The organism is Pseudomonas saliphila, assembly GCF_008638345.1.
GTDB lineage: Bacteria > Pseudomonadota > Gammaproteobacteria > Pseudomonadales > Pseudomonadaceae > Halopseudomonas > Halopseudomonas saliphila.
The window spans coordinates 183,986-203,385 of sequence record NZ_VTVA01000002.1; the positions used below are offsets into that span (position 1 = coordinate 183,986).

General features: G+C 59.6%; 13 protein-coding genes. 3 read left to right on the top strand and 10 right to left on the bottom strand.

What is annotated here, in order from left to right; genetic code table 11:
• Positions 1–72 precede the first annotated feature (72 nt).
• The 9 genes from FHK95_RS02895 to glnE all read right to left on the bottom strand — a co-directional run bounded on the left by FHK95_RS02895 (position 73) and on the right by glnE (position 11,097).
• Positions 73–1,500 carry a lipopolysaccharide kinase InaA family protein gene (locus tag FHK95_RS02895; protein WP_150303100.1) on the bottom strand — a complete coding sequence of 476 codons (1,428 nt, stop codon included), beginning with the start codon at positions 1,498–1,500 and terminating at the stop codon, positions 73–75.
• A 7-nt stretch (positions 1,501–1,507) separates the two neighbouring features.
• A complete protein-coding gene (locus FHK95_RS02900) occupies positions 1,508–2,272 on the bottom strand; it encodes a lipopolysaccharide kinase InaA family protein (protein WP_150303101.1) in 765 nt (254 codons plus the stop codon).
• Positions 2,269–3,015, bottom strand: a complete 747-nt coding sequence (locus FHK95_RS02905; RefSeq protein WP_150303102.1) for a lipopolysaccharide kinase InaA family protein — start codon at positions 3,013–3,015, stop codon at positions 2,269–2,271. Before FHK95_RS02905 ends, FHK95_RS02900 begins: the two co-directional genes overlap by 4 nt.
• Positions 3,012–3,827, bottom strand: coding sequence for a lipopolysaccharide core heptose(I) kinase RfaP (gene rfaP, locus FHK95_RS02910; protein ID WP_150303103.1), 816 nt, complete (start codon positions 3,825–3,827; stop codon positions 3,012–3,014). Before rfaP ends, FHK95_RS02905 begins: the two co-directional genes overlap by 4 nt.
• Complete coding sequence (locus FHK95_RS02915) at positions 3,824–4,945, bottom strand: glycosyltransferase family 4 protein (RefSeq protein ID WP_150303104.1); 1,122 nt, start codon at positions 4,943–4,945, stop codon at positions 3,824–3,826. The genes rfaP and FHK95_RS02915 overlap by 4 nt, the downstream gene beginning before the upstream one ends.
• On the bottom strand, positions 4,945–6,006 hold the full coding sequence (gene waaC, locus FHK95_RS02920; RefSeq protein WP_150303105.1) for a lipopolysaccharide heptosyltransferase I: 1,062 nt from the start codon (positions 6,004–6,006) through the stop codon (positions 4,945–4,947). The genes FHK95_RS02915 and waaC overlap by 1 nt, the downstream gene beginning before the upstream one ends.
• Positions 6,007–6,009: 3 nt before the next feature.
• Positions 6,010–7,056, bottom strand: a complete 1,047-nt coding sequence (waaF, locus tag FHK95_RS02925) for a lipopolysaccharide heptosyltransferase II (protein ID WP_150303106.1) — start codon at positions 7,054–7,056, stop codon at positions 6,010–6,012.
• 79 nt (positions 7,057–7,135) lie between these two features.
• Positions 7,136–8,065: a branched-chain amino acid transaminase gene (locus FHK95_RS02930; RefSeq protein WP_150303296.1), complete on the bottom strand. Its 930-nt coding sequence runs from the start codon at positions 8,063–8,065 to the stop codon at positions 7,136–7,138.
• Positions 8,066–8,154: 89 nt separating this feature from the next.
• Positions 8,155–11,097 carry a bifunctional [glutamate--ammonia ligase]-adenylyl-L-tyrosine phosphorylase/[glutamate--ammonia-ligase] adenylyltransferase gene (glnE, locus tag FHK95_RS02935; RefSeq protein ID WP_150303107.1) on the bottom strand — a complete coding sequence of 981 codons (2,943 nt, stop codon included), beginning with the start codon at positions 11,095–11,097 and terminating at the stop codon, positions 8,155–8,157.
• 235 nt (positions 11,098–11,332) lie between these two features.
• Between glnE and aceE the strand changes: the two genes are divergently transcribed.
• From aceE to FHK95_RS02950, 3 genes are all read left to right on the top strand, one after another.
• Positions 11,333–13,990 carry a pyruvate dehydrogenase (acetyl-transferring), homodimeric type gene (gene aceE, locus FHK95_RS02940; protein WP_150303297.1) on the top strand — a complete coding sequence of 886 codons (2,658 nt, stop codon included), beginning with the start codon at positions 11,333–11,335 and terminating at the stop codon, positions 13,988–13,990.
• An 11-nt stretch (positions 13,991–14,001) separates the two neighbouring features.
• Positions 14,002–15,699, top strand: coding sequence for a dihydrolipoyllysine-residue acetyltransferase (gene aceF, locus FHK95_RS02945; protein WP_150303108.1), 1,698 nt, complete (start codon positions 14,002–14,004; stop codon positions 15,697–15,699).
• A 277-nt stretch (positions 15,700–15,976) separates the two neighbouring features.
• Positions 15,977–16,588, top strand: a complete 612-nt coding sequence (locus FHK95_RS02950; protein ID WP_150303109.1) for an REP-associated tyrosine transposase — start codon at positions 15,977–15,979, stop codon at positions 16,586–16,588.
• A gap of 237 nt (positions 16,589–16,825) precedes the next feature.
• Here FHK95_RS02950 and clpB read toward each other — a convergent pair whose 3' ends face one another.
• On the bottom strand, positions 16,826–19,393 hold the full coding sequence (gene clpB / locus FHK95_RS02955) for an ATP-dependent chaperone ClpB (protein ID WP_150303110.1): 2,568 nt from the start codon (positions 19,391–19,393) through the stop codon (positions 16,826–16,828).
• Positions 19,394–19,400 lie beyond the last annotated feature (7 nt).

Sequence of the window (19,400 nt, forward strand, 5' to 3'; positions counted from 1 at the left end):
TTCAGTACAGTTTAATGGTGGGCTCGAGACCGTTACCGATGTCTCAGTTTGAGACCGGATGCGAGCAGCCCGTCACATCGGTCTGGGCAAAGCCTGTTCCAACCACAGTGCCAGCGGACTGTTGACTGGCCAGTTCCGGATGAACCGCGCCCTGTCCTTGGCCCACGCACGTTTCCACTGGGCTTCATTTGAATAGACAGTCATTGCGTCAAGGTCGATCAAGACCACAGCGCCCTGGTGCCAGAGCAGATTGGTGGCCTTGCAGTCTCCGTGGCTAATCTGGGCGTTCACCAGGCCGGAGAACGTCGAGATGAGAGCAGCTTGTAACTCAGGGCTGGGGAGACAGTCTCCCTCCGTCCCTAGCTCAGCGAGCAAATCCCTGCCCGGGCAATATTCGTTGATGAGCCAGGCCCGGCTACGAAACGGTCCGAGACGCTCTTCCACCATGCCCAGCGATCGAGGCGTAGGAATACCCAGAAACTCCAGGCGATGCGAAGCCAGCCAGGAGTGCCAGGCCCTGCTCGGCCGCCAGAATCGCTTCAACCAGTGACGCTTTCCTTTGATGTTGTACCGTTTCACCACCACGGGACGGCTGCCGATCTCGGCTTTCGTCACTGTGCTGCTTCCGCCGTCCTTGAGCAACTGATCGCCAAATACAGCGTCTGGCTGCGCCAGGATGGGTTCCAGCGCTGCCAGCTCGCTGCGCCTGCAGACCTCAAACCGCCGCCAGCTGCGCTTCACAGCAAACTCGGTGCAGTCGCGCAGGGACTTATCGAGGTAGTTTTCCAGACGTAGCCGGCGCTTTGTTCGTATCAGCGCTGCAAGGTTTTCGGTGTGAATAGGACGGTGAGGGTTAGTGTCCAGATATGCCAGCAGTAGCTGTTCCACCCACTCGTCCCATTCAGGGTTCAGCTGGGCGAAGAATACCGCCAGATTTTCCTCGGCCTGCTGCGCCGTTACCGGTTGGTCTTGGCTCAGGACTTCGACCGCATCTCCGTCGATAACCTGCAGCACGCGCTGGTGCAGAAGAAAGTTACCCAGGTGCAAGTCGCGCTGAACCAGGCCCTTGGCGTGCATCGCAGCGATACCAGACAAAGCTAGGCGCAACAACTGCATGGCGGGCTCACTTCCCGCTGGATGGTCGCTCAGCGTCTCCCACTCGGTTTCGAGGCTTTGGGCATCCTCGAGAAATTCGGTAAGCAAATATCGGCCGCCGTCCGGGATTTCACCGTGACCGACGATACCCGGGGTCGCAATCCCTGCGTCGAGCACAGCCTGGACGCCGTCCAACTCGCGTATACAATGCCGCTCGGCAGCCGGGGCGATGAAGAGTTTCGCCAGTACCTGTTTGCCTTCCAGCTCGCCCTGCCCCACCAGCCGTTTGGCCGGCAAGATACGAAGCCATTGGCGGATGATCAGCTCTGATCCATTGGCGATAGTAAGCTTCAAAGGACTCGGCGGAAGGCGTTGGGCACGACGTAGTTGTTCTGTGATGTTCATGACCTGGTTAATCCGTCAACCGACGATTAAGAATGCGTACCAATAGTTGACGCGCCTCGTCATCCAAGCGTGACCGGCCCAGATAGGCCAGGAAGAAACGCAGCTGCTGCGTGTTGCTCGCGACCTGACTGCGACGGTGCAAGCTGCTCAGATCCCGCATGCGATCGCGTTCACCGAACCAGGCTTTGCGCGTCTCTTCCAGATCGATCAGGCGCGCGCCGGCGCCATCGCCATCCAGTTTCAGGAAGATCTGTTTGGGATACAGGCTGTTATGCATTTTGCCGGCGTTGTGCAGCGCACGCACCAGCGCCGCCGCTGCCATGATCAGGTCCTGTCTGCCCTGCCAATCCAGGTCAGGCCAGCGTTCGAACCACACATCCAGTGAGCGGTACTCATCCAGCGCACGTGTCAGCAGGATAGCCTGATGTCGCCCGCCCACGCGACGCTGGGCAAAGAAAGCGGTTTCCAGCGAAGGAATACCCATATGAGCAAAGCGCTGGATAAAGCGGAATTCACGCGCGTAAACCGGCTCGCCGAACGGATGAGAGCGGCTGCGGACCAGTTGATCTTCCTGCCGTTTGAGATAGAAGGTCTGCAGGTGGCCGTTGATGTCCTCCAGCTCGAGTCGCACCACGGTGTTCCAGCCACCACGGCGTAACACCCGCTTGCTGCTGGCGTTGCACCTGGATCCCCACAGACCCTCGAAGGTATCAAGACCATGGCGCGCCAGCACTTCGCGGGCATTGACTGCTATGAACAGCGGCTGGCTCATTCTCGCCCCTTGAAGAAGTTGAGCACGGCTCGAAGCTGCTTCTTATCTGCCTGGGAGAGCGTCGGCTTGTCCAGATAGTCGAGATAGAAGCGCAACCGTTGCGTTCTGCTCAGCACGCGCTTGCCGAGTTTATCCAGGCAGGCAAGGTCCTTGATGATCCGATACTTCAACATCGGCCCCAGCCAGAAATTCCCGCCGGGACAATCAATCATGTACACGTCGGGAAAGGGCTTCTCATCCACCAGAATATTGCGCCACTTCAGATCGTTATGGGCAAAGTTCTGGTCATGCATCATGCGTGTTGCATGGGCAATCTGCCGTGACACGTAATTGACCCATCGCCTGCACGCAAAGCGTGGGTCACCGTCCTTGGCAATATGCGCCATGTCGGACGTACCGCTCAACTCCTGGGTAATGAGCGCGCCGCGATGAAAGGCACTGTCGCGCCGCTCCAGGCCGAACCCCACGACTGCGGCAGACGGAATGCCCCAGGCATGAAAGTGCAGCAGGTTTTCCCATTCAGCTTGAACCCGTGGCCGGCCGATGTAGCGTCGAAGATTCTTGCCTGCGCCCGTGTAACGTTTTACGTAATAGTACCGATTTCCCACCCAAATCCGATGCACCGTACTGATGGGATCGGCGGTAATCAACTCGCCTTCCAGCGCAAAAACCGAATCCAGATCAGCGAATAAGTGGCCGCTGACGCCGGTGGCGTACTCTGGATTAAGCGTCCAGCCGGTCATGCATCACTGCCCGGTGCATACTTGCGCTCGAAGCGCGTCTGCAGCCGCGCCGCCTTGCGCTCCAGCATGCTCAACAGCACGGCTTCCTCGGTGAGGATCTGGCGTAGCGGCCGATCGAAATACACCCGCAGAAAGCGCAACTTGTCGCGCTCGGTCAGTCCGATATTCAGCGCCGAAAAATACAACCCGGCCAGATCCTTGTCCCGCCACCGACGGGGCACACTTGAGCGAATCTGCGCGCGATGCAGGTCTATCAATGACAGTCGCAGATTGGATGCAGTCGGCTCGTTGTCGGTGTGCAGCAGGAAGTGGCAGATATAACAGTCACGATGATTCACACCGGCCTGGTGCATCCGCCGCGTCATGCTTGCCACTTCGGTTATCAGGGCCCGCTTGAGCGTCGTGTCGGGCGGATAGCTGCGCCAGTTGTGCGCAAAATCTTCCAGACTGATGGTCGGCGCCAGCTCCTCGGTAATGATGAAGGAGTGCTGGTCGGCGGGATTAACGCCCCGCTCACCAAAAGCCACGGCGGTCATGGTCGGAACGCCCGCCGCCGTCAGCGCCTGGATCGCTTCCCATTCCTGAGCCGCGCCCAGTACCGGTGCCTTGAGGGTCAGCCAGTTCTTGAAGATTTCCGGCCAGCCGACGCCCCGGTGAATCTTGACGAAATAGCCTCGACCATCAACCTCGGTACGCAATGTGCGTCGGGCCTCGAGCTCGCGAAATACCTCACCTTGAAGCTTTTCAACTTCAGCGAAGGCGTCGCGCCCGTCCCACAGGGTCTTGAAGGGTTCGGCCAGTACCAGCTTCAATCAATTTCTCCCACAATCACATCGGCGGCTTTTTCTGGCAGGCTATACAAATCTGCGTGATCAGCAAACTCAAGGGCCTGGGCATGCCAGCGGCTACGTGCCTCGTCATCTTCCAGCACGCGTGCCAGCATAACGTTCAATTGGTCCTGACTGAACGGGCTCGGCACCACGAGACCGCAATCGGCTTCTTCAATGTAATGCGCATAGCCGCATACATCGGTCGTCAGCACCGGCAGCCCGGCAACCAACGCTTCAAGCAGCACTGTCCCGGTGTTCTCGTTATAGGCCGGATGAATCAGCAAATCAGCACCCAGCAGAAAGCGCGGTATGTCATCCCGGCCCTGAAGAAACTCGACGCGATCGGCTACCCCTTCGGCTTGCGCCAGAGCACGAAAGCGGCGGGCGTTATCCTGCCCGACAACCATTAGCCGCGTCCGGACGCGTATGCCCTCGGGGAGTGCGGACAATGCGAGGATCGAGCGGTCCAGGCCCTTGGTCTTGAAGCCCGAGCCGATCTGCACTATCAGCAGTTCATCATCGCCGAGTCCGAACTCACTGCGAAACGCGCTGCGGATCTCCGCTGCATTAGCAGGAGCCCGACGATCCGGCGCAATACCCGGCGGCAACAGATGGAACCGCTCCGCCGGCGTACGGTAGCGCTGCATGAACAATGGCTGCTGCACTTCAGAGATCATCAGTATCTGAGTCCGGGTAGCAGGGGAAAACACCGCCTCCTCGAACCTTGAATAATGTTTATAACGCCCGCCCAGACGGTACAGCGGACCGCGCTGCGTTCTGGCCCTATGCTCATAGCAGGGGTCGGCGGCGTAATACACATCCAGCCCCGGCATCTTGTTAAATCCCACCACCCGATCAACTGGCCGCCGCGCCAGATCGGCCTGTACCCAGGCTGCAAAACGCTGGTTACGACGATGATTGGTCCAGGCTTTTACTGGCACCAGTTGCACATCGAAACCCTTCGGCACCTCACCATCCCAGGACAGCACATAGACTCGCACTGCGTGTCCACGCGCCTGACACACCTGCGCGATACGCTTGAAGTCGCGCTGCAATCCGCCGTAAGGGAAGTATTTATACAGCACAAAGGCCAGCTGCATCAGCGCGCGCCCCTTGCCAGCAGGGATTGCAGTTCAGCCTGTACACGCCGCGGATTCAACCGGGTAAAGCAAAAAGGCTGTTCGCGCTGCAGATCAAACTGTCGGGCCTCTTCAGCGGTCGACTTGTAGCTGCAGGTTTTCTGCATGCAGGGAACACACGGGGGGTAATCTGCGGCCAGATGTACCTGGGTCGCGCCATAGGCCCCGGTAAATCCCGGGTTGGTCGGACCGAACAGTGACAGCGTCGGCACATCGAGCGCCGCTGCCAGATGCCCCAACCCGGTGTCGACTGCTACGCATGCCGACGCGCCGGCCAGCATGCTTGCCATCCCGGCAAGCGACATGCGCGGCAGTACATCCACGCCTGGCAACTCAGCAGCTATGTATTCTGCGCGGGCTTTCTCGACATCGTTGCCCCAGGGCAAGCGGACCTGCATTCCGACAGACACCGCCCATTCAGCCAATTGGCGCCAGTAGATCTCGGGCCAGTGCTTGCTGTCCCAGGTCGTGCCATGCAGAAACATGACATAGCGTATATCGGACCTGATCCCGCCCAGACTGCGACGATCCAGGCCATATTCGCCGGTGCGCTCCGGCACACTGTAGCCCAATGCCGCAGCAAACAGCTGCCGCACCCGCTCCACGGCATGCTGGCCCCAGGGGACATCGATGGCCTGATCATAGAAACGACTGGCCAGCGCTTCCCGGGCGGAGACCTTGTCCAGGCCAACTACGGGTGCTTTGACATAACGGGTGAGCAAGGCGCTCTTGAGCAAGCCCTGCGCGTCGATTACCAGATCATATCGAGTCGTACGCAGGCGTGCCTTGAAGCGCGCCCACTCACCGCTGCGCAGCGTCTGTAACGGGCTCTTGCGCCAGCGTCGGATGGCTACGGGGATTATTTCCGCTACCGCCGGATGCCAGGCAGGAATTTCGGCAAAGCCCTCTTCTACCACCCAATCAAAGGTAATGCCGGGAATTGCGCGTTGCGCGTCGGTCAATGCCGGCAGCGTATGAATAACGTCGCCCATGGACGAGGTTTTGATCAGCAATACGCGCATTACTTACACATCCAGCGGGTCGGCCAGCGGATCACCAACCAGACGGTCCAGCGCCTCGACAACCAGCGCTGGCTGCAGATCGCGCAAACAGTTGTAATGCCCGAATCGACACGTGCGCTCGAAGCACGGGCTGCAGTCCAGCCCCAGGCGCACCGACTCGACATGCGAAGCAAGCGGCGGCGTGAAGTCCGGTGACGTGGAGCCGTACACAGCCACCAATGGCCGATCCAGCGCCGCTGCAACGTGCATCAATCCCGAATCATTGCTGACCACCGCCGACGCGCAGGACATCAGATCGATGGCATCTGCCAGACTCGTTTCTCCGGCCAGATTGGTCGCCTCCTCACGCAGTCCCGGTATCAACCGTGAGCGGATATCCTCGGCCACTGGATGGTCGCTTTTGGAGCCAAACAACCACACCTGCCAGCCCTGGCGGATCTTCTGGTCAGCCACACTGGCGTAATGGTCCACCGGCCAACGCTTGGACTCGCCGAACTCGGCACCCGGACACAACGCCAGCACCGGACGATCCAGTTCCAGCCCGAAACGCGCCAGTGCGGCTTCGCGCGTGACAGGATCAATCTGCAATGTCGGGCGCGGATAGGGTTTCTTCAGAACGTGTTCCGGCTCGAAGGCCAGCGCCATGAACCGCTCGATCATCAGCGGATAACGCGCCTTGTCCAGCTTGCGGACATCGTTGAGCAGTCCGTAGCGCATCTCGCCGCGCCAACCGGTACGCTTGGGGATGCCAGCGAAGAAGGGTACCAGGGCGGACTTGAGAGAATTGGGTAGCAGGATAGCCTGGTCATACTGACCGGCCAGGCCCTTGCCAATGGTGCGGCGGGTCTTGATATCAAGCACGCCATGCCCCAGCGGAAAGCTCAGCGCGTTGCGAACCTCGGGCATGCGCTCAAGAATCGGCCGGCTCCACTCGGGCGCCAGCACATCTATGTCGCAATCGGGGCCATGGCGGAGCTTGAGACAGGCAAACAGAGTTTGCGCCATCACCATGTCGCCCACCCAGCTGGGACCGATAACTAGTACTTTCATACGCTTTAAACTCGAAGCTTAAAGCTGGAAGCCTGAACCATCCGATCAATACGGAGCTTTTCTGCTTCCAGCTTCTGGCTCAAAGCTTATGTACCAACGTACGCCATTCTGCGTGGGCGCCGCTCTGACCGTTGACCAGGTCGAAGTAGGCCTTCTGCAGCTTGCCGGTGATGGGGCCGCGGCGACCTTCGCCGATCTGGCGGTTATCCAGTTCGCGAATCGGGGTGACCTCAGCCGCTGTACCGGTGAAGAAGGCTTCGTCAGCGATATAGACTTCATCACGGGTGATGCGCTTTTCAACCACCGGGATACCCATCTCACCAGCCAGGGTCAGCACCGTGCTGCGCGTGATGCCGTTCAGGCACGCGGTGACTTCCGGGGTGTAGATAACGCCGCCCTTGACGATGAAAACGTTCTCACCAGAGCCCTCGGCGACATACCCTTCCGGATCCAGCAACAGGGCTTCTTCCGCGCCGCCCGAAACCGCTTCCTGCAGCGCCAGCATGGAGTTCATGTAGGCACCGCTGGACTTGGCGCGGGTCATGGTGATGTTGACGTGGTGACGGGTAAAGGAGCTGGTGCGGATCTTGATGCCCTGCTCTAGCGCTGCGTCACCCATGTATGCGCCCCAATGCCAGGCGGCAATGGTCACGTGCACTTTCAGGTTATCTGCGCGGATACCCATTCCTTCGGATCCGTAGAACACCAGCGGGCGGATATAGGCCGTTTCCAGCTTGTTGTCGCGCACTGTGGCGCAGATGGCGTCGTTGATCTGCTCTTTGGTGTAGGGAATCTTCATGCCCATGATATGCGCGGAATCGAACAAACGGTCCGTGTGCGCATGCAGACGGAAGATCGCAGTTCCGTCCGGGGTGTTGTACGCACGCACGCCCTCAAATACGGCCATGCCATAATGCAGCGAATGCGTCAGTACATGGACGTTCGCTTCGCGCCAGGGCACCATTTCACCGTCAAACCAGATAACACCATCACGATCGGCCATCGACATAGCAGCCAGCTCCATTCATTGATCTTTGTCTAATATTCATTAGGTTCTTGGTCTGGCCAGGCGTGCCCGCAAAAAACGGCGATCAGCCGTCATTTGTCTGGGTCGTCCGGCAGCCATTGCTGCCAGAGCTTGATGACTCCGCGTCGGAAATCATGAAACTGGTCGCCACTCACTTTGCCGGGCTGTTTCTGCAACGCCAGGCGATGGGCTGCTGCGCGGTAGGCTTTGTAAGCCTCCTGCAAACGTAGAACGTCGTCACCGGCTATCAACCCGGCGTCGCGCAGCCCGTCTAGAATTCTGATGTTATCGGTATAGCGCAGTAACTCGGGGTATCGGCACGACCAGGCCAGAACGGCATATTGCACCATAAATTCGATATCGACGATACCTCCGGCGTCCTGCTTGAGGTCAAACTGCGCCTGGGCGGTAAATGCTGCTGGGGCAAAGCCGGCCTCGGTGGCACGGGTCGCCAGGTTGTCGCGCATGCGGGCGCGCATCGCCAGTACTTCTTTTCGCAGGCCGGCTTCATCCCGCTGACGACCCAGCACCTCGGCGCGCAGATTCTGAAAGCGATGGTTCAACCGCTTGCAGCCCGCCAGCACCCTGGCGCGGACCAAGGCCTGATGCTCCCAGGTCCAGGCGCCCTCGCGCTGGTAGCGGGAAAAGGACTCGAGAGAGCTGACCAGCAGCCCGGACTCGCCGGACGGACGCAAACGCATATCCACATCGTACAGCGCGCCGGAGGTGGTTTGCGCGTTGAGGATATGAATAATGCGCTGACCCAGGCGGGTAAAGAAACGGCTGCCTTCGATCGGCTTGGCGCCGTCGGTCTCCGCCTCGGTATCGCCATCGTGAATGAATACCAGATCCAGATCCGAACCGTGCCCCAGCTCGATACCGCCAACCTTGCCATAACCCACAATCACGAAATCCAGCTCGCACGTGGAACCGTCGCGACGCTTCGGCGCCCCATGACGCTGCGTCAGTTCGCGCCAGGCAAGGCGTAACACCTGCTGCAGGATGGCCTCGGCAATCCAGGTCAGATAATCACTGACCTTCATCAAGGGTAAGGTACCCGCCAGCTCGGATGCCGCCACTCTCAGCACATGGGCGCGCTTGAAATACCGCAACACCTCCATCTGCTGCTCGAGGTCGTCCTCGGGAATGCGGGTAAGCTGCTGGCGCAGTTCATCCACCAGCTCCTCAGTCTCCGGCGGACGGTACAGCCGACCGGCATTCATCAACTCGTCGAGCACCACCGGATAGCGCGTTATCTGCTCGGCTATCCAAGGGCTGGCGCTGCACAGCACCAGCAATTCGTGCAAGGCACCCGGGTTCTCGGTCAACAACAGCAGGTAAGCAGACCGCCGGGCCACCGCCTCCACCATCGGCATCACCCGCTCCAGCGCCAGGTCCGGATTCTCCTGCTCGGCCGCCATACCCAACAAACGCGGCATGAATACGTCCAGACGTTCACGGCCGACCCGCTGCATGGCCCTCACCCGGCCGGAGGTCAATAATCCCTGCAATAACCGCCAGGCTTGCTCGGGCTGTTCGAAACCACCTTCGCGCAGCTGTTCGAGTGCCTGCTCTGGCTCAAGCGCCCCTTCCCAAAGCGGCATCCACTCGGCATGTAGTGGAACTTCGTCATCGGTTTCGTCATCCGGGTCAGCGATCACATAAGCGAAATGCGTTTCGACCCGACGCCGATGCGCATTCAGCGCCGCGCGAAAACTGTCCCAGTCTTCAAAGCCCATCACGAAGGCCACGCGCTCGCGCGACTCGCGATCAGTCGGCAGCATCTGCGTCTGACGGTCATCCAGTGCCTGCAAGGCGTGCTCGGTGTCCCGCAAGAAGAGGTAGGCGTGCTTCAGCTCATCAATAGCGGATTCGGGCATATAGTCGTTGGCCGCGAGCACGTCGAGCACCGGCAGGATCGGCTTTTGCTGCAAGGCGCGGTCACGCCCACCATGAATCAGTTGGTAGGCCTGTCCGATAAACTCGATCTCGCGGATACCACCCGAACCCAGCTTGACGTTGTCCTGCAGCCCTTTGCGCTTGACCTCCCGCTGAATCATCAGTTTGAGGTTGCGCAGCGCTTCTATCGCCGCAAAATCCAGATAACGCCGGAACACGAAAGGCTTGAGCATGGACTGCAGCTCGGCACCCGCCGCCTGATCACCGGCCACCACCCGCGCCTTGATCATCGCGTAGCGCTCCCAGTCGCGGCCCTGGCTCTGGTAGTACTGTTCCAGCGCGTCGAAACTGAATACCAGTGCGCCGCTGTCGCCGTAGGGACGCAAACGCATGTCCACGCGGAACACGAAGCCGTCGACGGTAATATTGTCCAGCGCACGAATCAGGCGCTGCCCGACGCGGATGAAAAACTCCTGGTTGGACAGGCTGCGCCGCCCGCCGCGGGTCTCTCCGGCTTCCGGGTAGGCAAAGATGAGATCAATATCCGATGACAGGTTGAGTTCCTGCGCGCCCAACTTGCCCATACCCAGTACAACCATGTGTTGCGGCTCACCGGTCGGAGCCGAAGGCGTGCCCAAGGTGGCGCTGGCATCCCCGTAAAGCCACTGATAGGCCTGTTCAATACAGGCATCCGCCATATCGGACAGCTCCCGGGTGGTTTGCATGGTCGCCGCCTGCCGCGTCAGATCGCGCCAGATGATGCGCACCTGATGCTGCTGGCGGAATTTACGCAACACTTGCCCCAACGCGTCTTCGCTTTCTACCGATTCCAGCTCCCTGGCCAGCAGATCGGCGATTTCACCAGGGCGCAGATCACGCGCCAGCAAGCCAGCCTCGGCCAGGCGCCAGGCCATTTGCGGGTCACGTCGCAGCTGTTCGGCCACGAAGTCGCTGCCGGCTAGTACCTGAGGCAGGATGGACGCGAAGTCATCCCCCAGCTCGGCGAGACGATCTTCCAGCGCTTCGGACCGCACCGCGGCGCGCCATTGAGCCAGATGATGTTCGACCAATGATTGCAATGGCGCAGGTAGCGGACGCGGTAAGAAAGAAGGCATGGTCTATCCTGTACGAAGACAATTCGGTCAGCTTGACACGTGCAGCGCAGGCGGAATAGTCCGAAGTGGAATCTAGCCGTACCGCCTGTAGTTTCACTACAAAAACATTCTGAACCAGCTGGAATTCCCCTCGTTTTTGTAGTAAAACTACAAACAACAATACCAACACCGCAGCAGCCGATAATAGGCTAACCGCTTATATGGCTGATCGGGCCCACAAGGTCTGGAGAGAATGATGAAGCCGCAAGATATTGATCCGCTCGAAACCCAGGAATGGCTTGACTCACTGGAATCTGTTCTCGATGCCGAAGGCGAGGACCGCGCGCATTATCTCATTACGCGCATGGAAGAATTGGCGACCCGCAGCGGCACCCTGCTGCCCTACTCAATCACCACACCCTATCGCAACACCATTCCGGTTACCCACGAAGCACGCATGCCCGGCGACCTGTTCATGGAGCGGCGCATCCGTTCCATGGTGCGCTGGAATGCCCTGGCGATGGTGATGCGGACCAATCAGCAAGATCCGGACCTAGGCGGCCATATCTCCACCTTCGCCTCCAGCGCCACGCTTTACGACATCGGCTTCAACTACTTCTTCCAGGCGCCCACCGACGAACACGGCGGTGATCTGGTCTACTTCCAGGGCCACGCATCGCCCGGCGTTTATGCACGCGCCTTCCTCGAAGGCCGTATCAGCGAAGAGCAGTTGAACAATTTCCGCCAGGAAGTAGACGGCGACGGGCTGTCCTCTTACCCGCACCCCTGGTTAATGCCCGATTTCTGGCAGTTCCCGACAGTATCAATGGGTCTGGGGCCGATTCAGGCTATCTATCAGGCGCGCTTCATGAAGTATCTGGAGCACCGCGGATTCATCGAGCCGGGCAAACAGAAGGTTTGGTGTTTCCTGGGTGACGGCGAGACTGACGAGCCGGAATCCCTGGGCGCCATTTCGCTGGCCGGCCGCGAGAAGCTCGACAACCTGATCTTCGTGGTCAACTGCAACCTGCAGCGACTGGACGGGCCGGTACGCGGCAACGGCAAGATTATCCAGGAGCTGGAAGGCAACTTCCGCGGCGCCGACTGGAACGTGATCAAGGTCATCTGGGGACGTCTCTGGGATCCGCTGTTTGCCAAGGACGAAGACGGCCTGTTGCAGCAGCGCATGGACGAAGCCGTCGACGGCGACTACCAGAACTACAAGGCCAACGATGGCGCCTATGTCCGCGAACATTTCTTCGGCGGCCGTCCGGAGCTGGAGGAGATGGTCAAGGATCTCTCCGATGACCAGGTCTGGAAGCTCAACCGGGGTGGACACGATCCCTACAAGGTGTATGCGGCCTATCACGCAGCGGTCAACCATACCGGCCAGCCGAGCGTCATCCTCGCCAAGACCATCAAGGGTTACGGTACCGGCGCAGGCCAGGGCCAGAACACCGCGCACAACACCAAGAAAGTCGATATCGAGAGCCTGAAGACTTTCCGCGACCGCTTCGACATTCCGGTCAACGATGAGGATCTCGAGAAACTGCCCTTCTACAGACCCGAAGAAGGTAGCGCCGAATACAAGTACCTGCATTCGCGCCGCGAAGCATTGGGCGGTTACATGCCCAAGCGTCGGGCGAAGAGCTTCAAGGTACCAGTGCCGCCGCTGGAGACACTCAAATCCGTACTCGATGGTAGCGGTGATCGCGAGATCTCCACTACCATGGCCTTCGTCCGCGTACTGTCGCAACTGGTGAAGGACAAGGAGCTGGGGCAGCGCATCGTTCCCATTGTGCCGGATGAAGCACGGACCTTCGGCATGGAAGGCATGTTCCGCCAACTGGGCATTTACTCCTCCGTTGGCCAGCTGTACGAACCTGTCGACAAGAATCAGGTGATGTTCTACCGCGAGGACAAGAAAGGTCAGATCCTTGAGGAAGGCATCACCGAAGCCGGCGCCATGTCGAGCTGGATTGCGGCGGGTACTGCCTACAGCACGTACAACCAGCCGATGCTGCCGTTCTACATCTTCTATTCGATGTTCGGCTTCCAGCGCATTGGCGATCTGGCCTGGGCCGCAGGCGACAGCCGTACCAAGGGTTTTCTCATCGGCGGCACCGCCGGGCGTACCACGCTCAACGGTGAAGGCCTGCAGCACGAGGATGGCCACAGCCACATTCTGGCGTCGACCGTTCCCAACTGCCGCAGCTACGATCCGAGTTATGGCTACGAGCTGGCAGTCATCATCCGCGAAGGCGCACGGCGGATGATGGAAGAGCAGGAAAACGTCTATTACTACCTCACCGTCATGAACGAAGCTTATGTACAGCCCGCTCTGCCCGAGGGCGAACATATCCAGGAAGGGATCATGCGCGGCATGTATCTGCTGGAGGAAGCCAAGCAGTCGGGCGAGCTGCATGTCCAGCTGATGGGCAGCGGCACCATCCTGCGGGAGGTGCGGGAGGCCGCGAAGATTCTGCAGGAGCAATACGGCGTCAGCGCCGATATCTGGAGTGCCACCAGCTTCAACGAGCTACGCCGCGACGGCCTGGACGTAGAGCGCTGGAACCGCCTGCATCCTGAACAGGAGCCGCGCGTCAGTTTTGTCGAACAGAACCTGGCTGGGCGCAAAGGTCCGGTTATCGCCGCGACCGACTACATGAAGCTCTACGCTGAGCAGATTCGCCAATGGGTCCCCGGCACCTTCAAGGTACTCGGCACCGACGGCTTCGGCCGCAGCGACACCCGACGCAAACTGCGACACTTCTTCGAGGTGGATCGCAACTGGGTGGCCTATAGCGCACTTACGGCACTGGTTGAGTCTGGCGCACTGGAACGCAAGGTGCTCGGCGAAGCACTCAAGTCCTTCGGTTTCGATTCCGACAAGACCAACCCCCTGGACTGCTGAGGAGCGATGCCATGAGTGAAGTAATCAAAGTACCGGGCATCGGCGATGCCGAAGGCGAAGTCATCGAGATTCTGGTCAGTGTCGGCGATACAGTTGAACCCGAGCAGAGCCTGGTCACCCTGGAATCCGACAAGGCCAGCATGGAGGTGCCCTCACCCAAGGGCGGCGTAGTCAAGTCCATCAAGGTCAAACTGGGCGACCATCTGAAGGAAGGCGACGAGCTGATTGAGCTCGAATCCGCTGAAGCTGAAGCCGACCAACCGGAAGAAGCGCCAGACGATTCGAAGGATAGCCGCGACGACCAGCCAGTCGACGAAGCGGAAGAAGCGGCAGCTCCGGAGAAGGAAACAGGCGAGGAAGCCGTGGATGAATCGGCAGCACCGCCGAGCGAATCGGTGAAGGAAGTACAGGTGCCCGACATCGGCGACGGCAAGGCCAAAATCATCGAGATCATGGTCAGCCCCGGCGATACCGTAGAGGCCGAGCAATCCTTGCTGGTTCTGGAATCAGACAAAGCCAGCATGGAAATCCCCGCGCCCTTCGCCGGCGTCATTGAATCCATCGAAGCCAAAATGGATCAGGACGTGCAGACCGGCGACCTGATCCTGCACATGCGGGTCAAAGGCGAAACTGAAGGCACGCAGAGCAAAAAGGCTGCGTCGTCCGAAGGCAAGCAAGCGACAGCAGCCAAAGCCGAAAAGAAAGACAAGCCGGATCAGGCCGCACCGAAAGAGCAGGAACCCGCAGCGGAGAAGAAGAAAGCGGTTCCGGCACCGGTCGGGCGTCCGAGTCGCGAAGGCACCAAGGTTCACGCCGGCCCTGCCGTACGCAAACTGGCGCGTGAGTTTGGCGTCGAGCTGACAGATGTCAGTGGCAGCGGCCCGCACGACCGCATCCTCAAGGAAGATGTCCAGACCCACGTGCAGGGGATCATGAAGCAGGGCAAGCAAGGCGCTGGTGCCGTCGGCGGCGCTGGTATTCCACCGGTGCCAGAGATCGATTTCAGCCGTTTCGGCGAAGTCGAAATCAAGGACATGACCCGCCTGCAGCAAATTGGCGCGGTCAATATCCATCGCAGCTGGCTCAATGTGCCGCATGTCACCCAGTTCGACCTGGCGGATATCAGCGAGCTTGAAACCTTCCGCAAGGACCAGAAGGCGGCGGCAGAAAAGGCCGGCGTCAAACTGACGGTCCTGCCCTTCCTGCTCAAGGCCTGCGCGCATCTGCTGCGTGAACAGCCGAACTTCAACGTGGCGCTGGTGCCGGGCGGCAAACAGCTGGTGCACAAGCAATACGTGCACATTGGCTTCGCCGTGGATACGCCGGACGGCCTGATGGTTCCGGTCATCCGCGACGTGGACAAGAAGAGCCTGCTGCAATTGGCAGCCGAAGCAGCGGAGCTAGCCGAGAAGGCGCGCACCAAGAAGCTCGGTGCAGACGGCATGCAAGGCGCGTGCTTCACCATTTCCAGCCTTGGCCACATCGGCGGCACCTATTTCACGCCGATCGTCAACGCCCCGGAAGTCGCCATCCTTGGCGTCAGTCGCGCCTCCATGCAACCGGTGTGGGACGGCAGCACATTCCAGCCCCGGCTGATGCTGCCCCTGTCACTCTCCTACGACCACCGCGCCATCAACGGTGCCGCCGCCGCGCAGTTCACCAAGCGGCTCAGTGAGTTGCTGGGCGATATACGGTCGATGTTGTTGTAATAAAAAGAAGGCCGGCAACCCAAGTTGCCGGCCCTTTCGTTTTTCCCTTCCCAGCATCGGCATACCTGGCCGAGCTTGGTACGAGCTGGTGCTCGAACCTCCCAGGAACCCAGCACCCAGACACCGCGCACCGACCCCGGGAAAGACGAGCACCACGGGCCGCGATCGCACTCGGTGGGCAACTCTCGCAAATTGTCGCAACCACACCAACCAGATCTCGGTTTCTTAAGTTGGCCGCTGTTAGCGTATGTCGCGAAACCGGACACGGACGTCGCTCATGCCTACCTATTCGCAACCAGCAGATCATCGGGGCTGGTACCACACCAGAAAACTACCGCACTTCGACGCCTTGGGCGCCTTGCAGCTCATTACTTTCCGGTTGGCCGATTCCCTACCTGCAGTAAAACTCAGACAAATCGAGAATGATCTTTGCAATACGCCTGCTTCGGGGCAGGAAGCTGAACGCCGCAAACAAATAGAATACTGGCTCGACCGCGGTATCGGGTGTTGTGCGCTTGCAAATTCCGAGGTTGCGGCGGTGTTTCGTGACGGGCTTTTATTGCACGACCGGCAGCGTTACCACTTGCTCGCCTGGTGCATCATGCCCAATCACGTACATATTCTCATCGAGTGCCAGTACTCGTTGTCTCGCATCGTGCAGAGCTGGAAGGCGTTCAGTGGCCGCTGGGCAGTCGCTCATAACGAGCGGCTAGCTCTTGGGTTACCGGCAGGTCAGTTGTGGATGAAGGGATACTGGGACCGCTTTATCCGAGATGAAGACCATCTACATGCTGCGGTTTATTACATCCATCACAACCCAGTCAAGGCCGGGCTATGTGATGCTCCCGAATCTTGGCAGTGGTCCAGCGCATCTACTGGAGTGGTCTGAGTCGGTGACAGACTATGTCATCGAGTCCTATCGCTGCCCGTAGTGCTCGACATTCCCAGGGGCAGCGGTTCCCGGGACGAGCGTGTTTGTTGCGGAAGGAATACGGTGTCTGAGCGTGAAGCCTGGGAGGTTCGAGCACCAGCTCGTACCAAGCTAGCCGGCGACACGGAGGGCTACATTGCAACCCCCCGCTGAACCGATGCGCTTGGTCCTCCAACATGAGCCTGTACTCGGATTTCACCCCGTAAACACAAACGCCTCGTTCTCGACCTTGGCCTTGATCACTGTACCCGGCTCGAAATCCCCCGCCAGAATACGTTGCGCCAGCGGGTTTTCGATCCAGCGCTGGATGGCGCGCTTGAGCGGGCGGGCGCCGTAGACTGGGTCGTAACCGACTGCGATGAGTTTCTCCAGCGCTTCATCAGTCAGTTCCAGCTGCAGCTCGCGCTCTGCCAGGCGTTCACCCAGACGGCTCATCTGGATATTGGCGATACCGGCGATCTGGTCCTTGCCAAGCGGTTCAAACACCACCACTTCGTCGATCCGGTTGATGAATTCTGGCCGGAAGTGGCGACCCACAGCATCCATTACCGCCGCCTGCTGAGCTTCGTGGTCGCCCACCAGCTCCTGGATCTGCGCTGAACCCAGGTTCGAGGTCATCACGATGACGGTGTTGCGGAAGTCCACGGTACGGCCCTGGCTGTCGGTCAGACGACCGTCTTCCAGTACCTGCAACAGCACGTTGAATACGTCCGCGTGTGCCTTCTCGACCTCATCCAGCAGGATGACCGAGTATGGCTTGCGGCGCACGGCTTCGGTCAGATAGCCGCCCTCTTCATAGCCGACGTAGCCCGGAGGCGCGCCGATCAGACGCGACACGGAATGCTTCTCCATGAACTCGGACATGTCGATACGCACCATGGCCTCTTCGGTGTCGAACAGAAATTCCGCCAACGCCTTGCACAGCTCAGTCTTACCGACACCGGTGGGCCCAAGGAACATGAAGGAACCGCTCGGCCGATTCGGGTCTGCCAGACCGGCGCGTGACCGGCGTACGGCATTCGAGACCGCGACCACCGCTTCATGCTGGCCGATCACCCGGTTGTGCAGCGCGTCTTCCATGCGCAGCAGTTTGTCGCGCTCACCTTCGAGCATCTTGCTCACCGGAATACCGGTCCACTTGGACACGACTTCAGCGATCTCTTCATCGGTGACCTTGTTGCGCAGCAGCTGGTTCTCGGTCTTGCCATGCTGCTCGGCCATCTGCTGGCTGCGCTCAAGATCCGGGATAATGCCGTACTGCAGCTCGGCCATCTTGTTCAGATCGCTTCGGCGCCGGGCGTTCTCCAGCTCCTGCTTGGCCTGCTCAATCTTCTCCTGGATCTGTGCAGCGCCCTGCACTTCGGACTTCTCCGACTTCCAGATTTCCTCAAGGTCGGAGTATTCGCGCTCGACCTTGGCAATGTCTTCTTTCAGCTTCTGCAGCCGTTTCAGTGCGGCCTCGTCATCCTCTTTCTTCAGCGCTTCGCGCTCGACCTTGAGCTGAATCAGGCGGCGTTCGAGACGATCAAGCGCCTCCGGCTTGGAGTCAATTTCCATGCGAATACGGCTGGCAGCCTCGTCGATCAGATCGATGGCCTTGTCCGGCAGCTGACGGTCAGTAATGTAACGGTGGCTCAGCTTGGCAGCGGCGATGATCGCGCCATCGGTAATCGCTACCTTGTGGTGCACTTCATAGCGTTCCTTGAGGCCGCGCAGGATGGCGATGGTGTCTTCCTCGCTCGGCTCATCCACCAGCACCTTCTGGAACCGACGTTCAAGCGCGGCATCCTTCTCGACGTACTTGCGGTATTCGTCCAGGGTGGTCGCGCCGACGCAGTGCAGCTCACCGCGCGCCAGTGCGGGCTTGAGCATATTGCCGGCGTCCATTGAACCCTCGGCCTTGCCCGCGCCGACCATGGTATGCAGCTCGTCGATAAACAGGATGACCCGCCCTTCCTGCTTGCCCAGCTCGCTAAGTACCGCCTTGAGGCGCTCTTCGAACTCACCGCGGAATTTGGCGCCGGCGATCAGCGAGCCCATATCCAGCGACAGCAGACGCTTGTCCTTCAGGCCATCAGGCACTTCACCGTTAATAATGCGCTGCGCCAGGCCTTCGACAATCGCGGTCTTGCCCACTCCGGGCTCACCGATCAGTACCGGGTTATTCTTGGTGCGGCGTTGCAGGACCTGGATGGTGCGACGGATCTCATCATCGCGGCCGATCACCGGATCCAGCTTGCCTTCCTCGGCGAGCTTGGTCATGTCCACGGTATATTTGTCGAGGGCCTGGCGAGATTCTTCGGCGTTCGGATTATTCACTGACTCGCCGCCGCGCAGATGCTCGATGGCATTTTCCAGCGCTTGTTTGGATACACCCTGGCCGGTGAGGATCTTGCCCAGCGCGGCGTTAGGCTCCATCGCAGCGAGCAGCACCAGCTCACTGGAAATAAACTGATCACCCTTCTTCTGAGCCAGGCGGTCGGCCTGGTTGAACAGACGTGCCAGCTCCTGGGAAAGGTTGATATCGCCAGTGGGGTTGCTGATAGTCGGCAGCTTGTCCAGCGCCTCGCTCAAGTCACTGCGTAACTTGTTTACGTCGAAGCCGACCTGCCGCAACATTGGCGCAATTGAGCCCTGCTGCTGTTCAAGCATGGCGAGCATCAGGTGCAGAGGATCGATCTGATTGTGGTCACGACCTACAGCCAACGATTGCGCGTCAGCCAGGGCCATCTGAAGTTTGCTGGTAAAGCGATCAATACGCATCTTGTAT

Excerpts from the sequence above, each read along its gene's own strand:
- FHK95_RS02895 (WP_150303100.1), bottom strand. The coding sequence starts at position 1,500 with ATGAACATCACAGAACAACTACGTCGTGCCCAACGCCTTCCGCCGAGT.
- FHK95_RS02900 (WP_150303101.1), bottom strand. The coding sequence starts at position 2,272 with ATGAGCCAGCCGCTGTTCATAGCAGTCAATGCCCGCGAAGTGCTGGCG.
- FHK95_RS02905 (WP_150303102.1), bottom strand. The coding sequence starts at position 3,015 with ATGACCGGCTGGACGCTTAATCCAGAGTACGCCACCGGCGTCAGCGGC.
- FHK95_RS02915 (WP_150303104.1), bottom strand. The coding sequence starts at position 4,945 with ATGCAGCTGGCCTTTGTGCTGTATAAATACTTCCCTTACGGCGGATTG.
- waaC (WP_150303105.1), bottom strand. The coding sequence starts at position 6,006 with ATGCGCGTATTGCTGATCAAAACCTCGTCCATGGGCGACGTTATTCAT.
- waaF (WP_150303106.1), bottom strand. The coding sequence starts at position 7,056 with ATGAAAGTACTAGTTATCGGTCCCAGCTGGGTGGGCGACATGGTGATG.
- FHK95_RS02930 (WP_150303296.1), bottom strand. The coding sequence starts at position 8,065 with ATGTCGATGGCCGATCGTGATGGTGTTATCTGGTTTGACGGTGAAATG.
- glnE (WP_150303107.1), bottom strand. The coding sequence starts at position 11,097 with ATGCCTTCTTTCTTACCGCGTCCGCTACCTGCGCCATTGCAATCATTG.
- aceE (WP_150303297.1), top strand. The coding sequence starts at position 11,333 with ATGAAGCCGCAAGATATTGATCCGCTCGAAACCCAGGAATGGCTTGAC.
- aceF (WP_150303108.1), top strand. The coding sequence starts at position 14,002 with ATGAGTGAAGTAATCAAAGTACCGGGCATCGGCGATGCCGAAGGCGAA.
- FHK95_RS02950 (WP_150303109.1), top strand. The coding sequence starts at position 15,977 with ATGCCTACCTATTCGCAACCAGCAGATCATCGGGGCTGGTACCACACC.
- clpB (WP_150303110.1), bottom strand. The coding sequence starts at position 19,393 with ATGCGTATTGATCGCTTTACCAGCAAACTTCAGATGGCCCTGGCTGAC.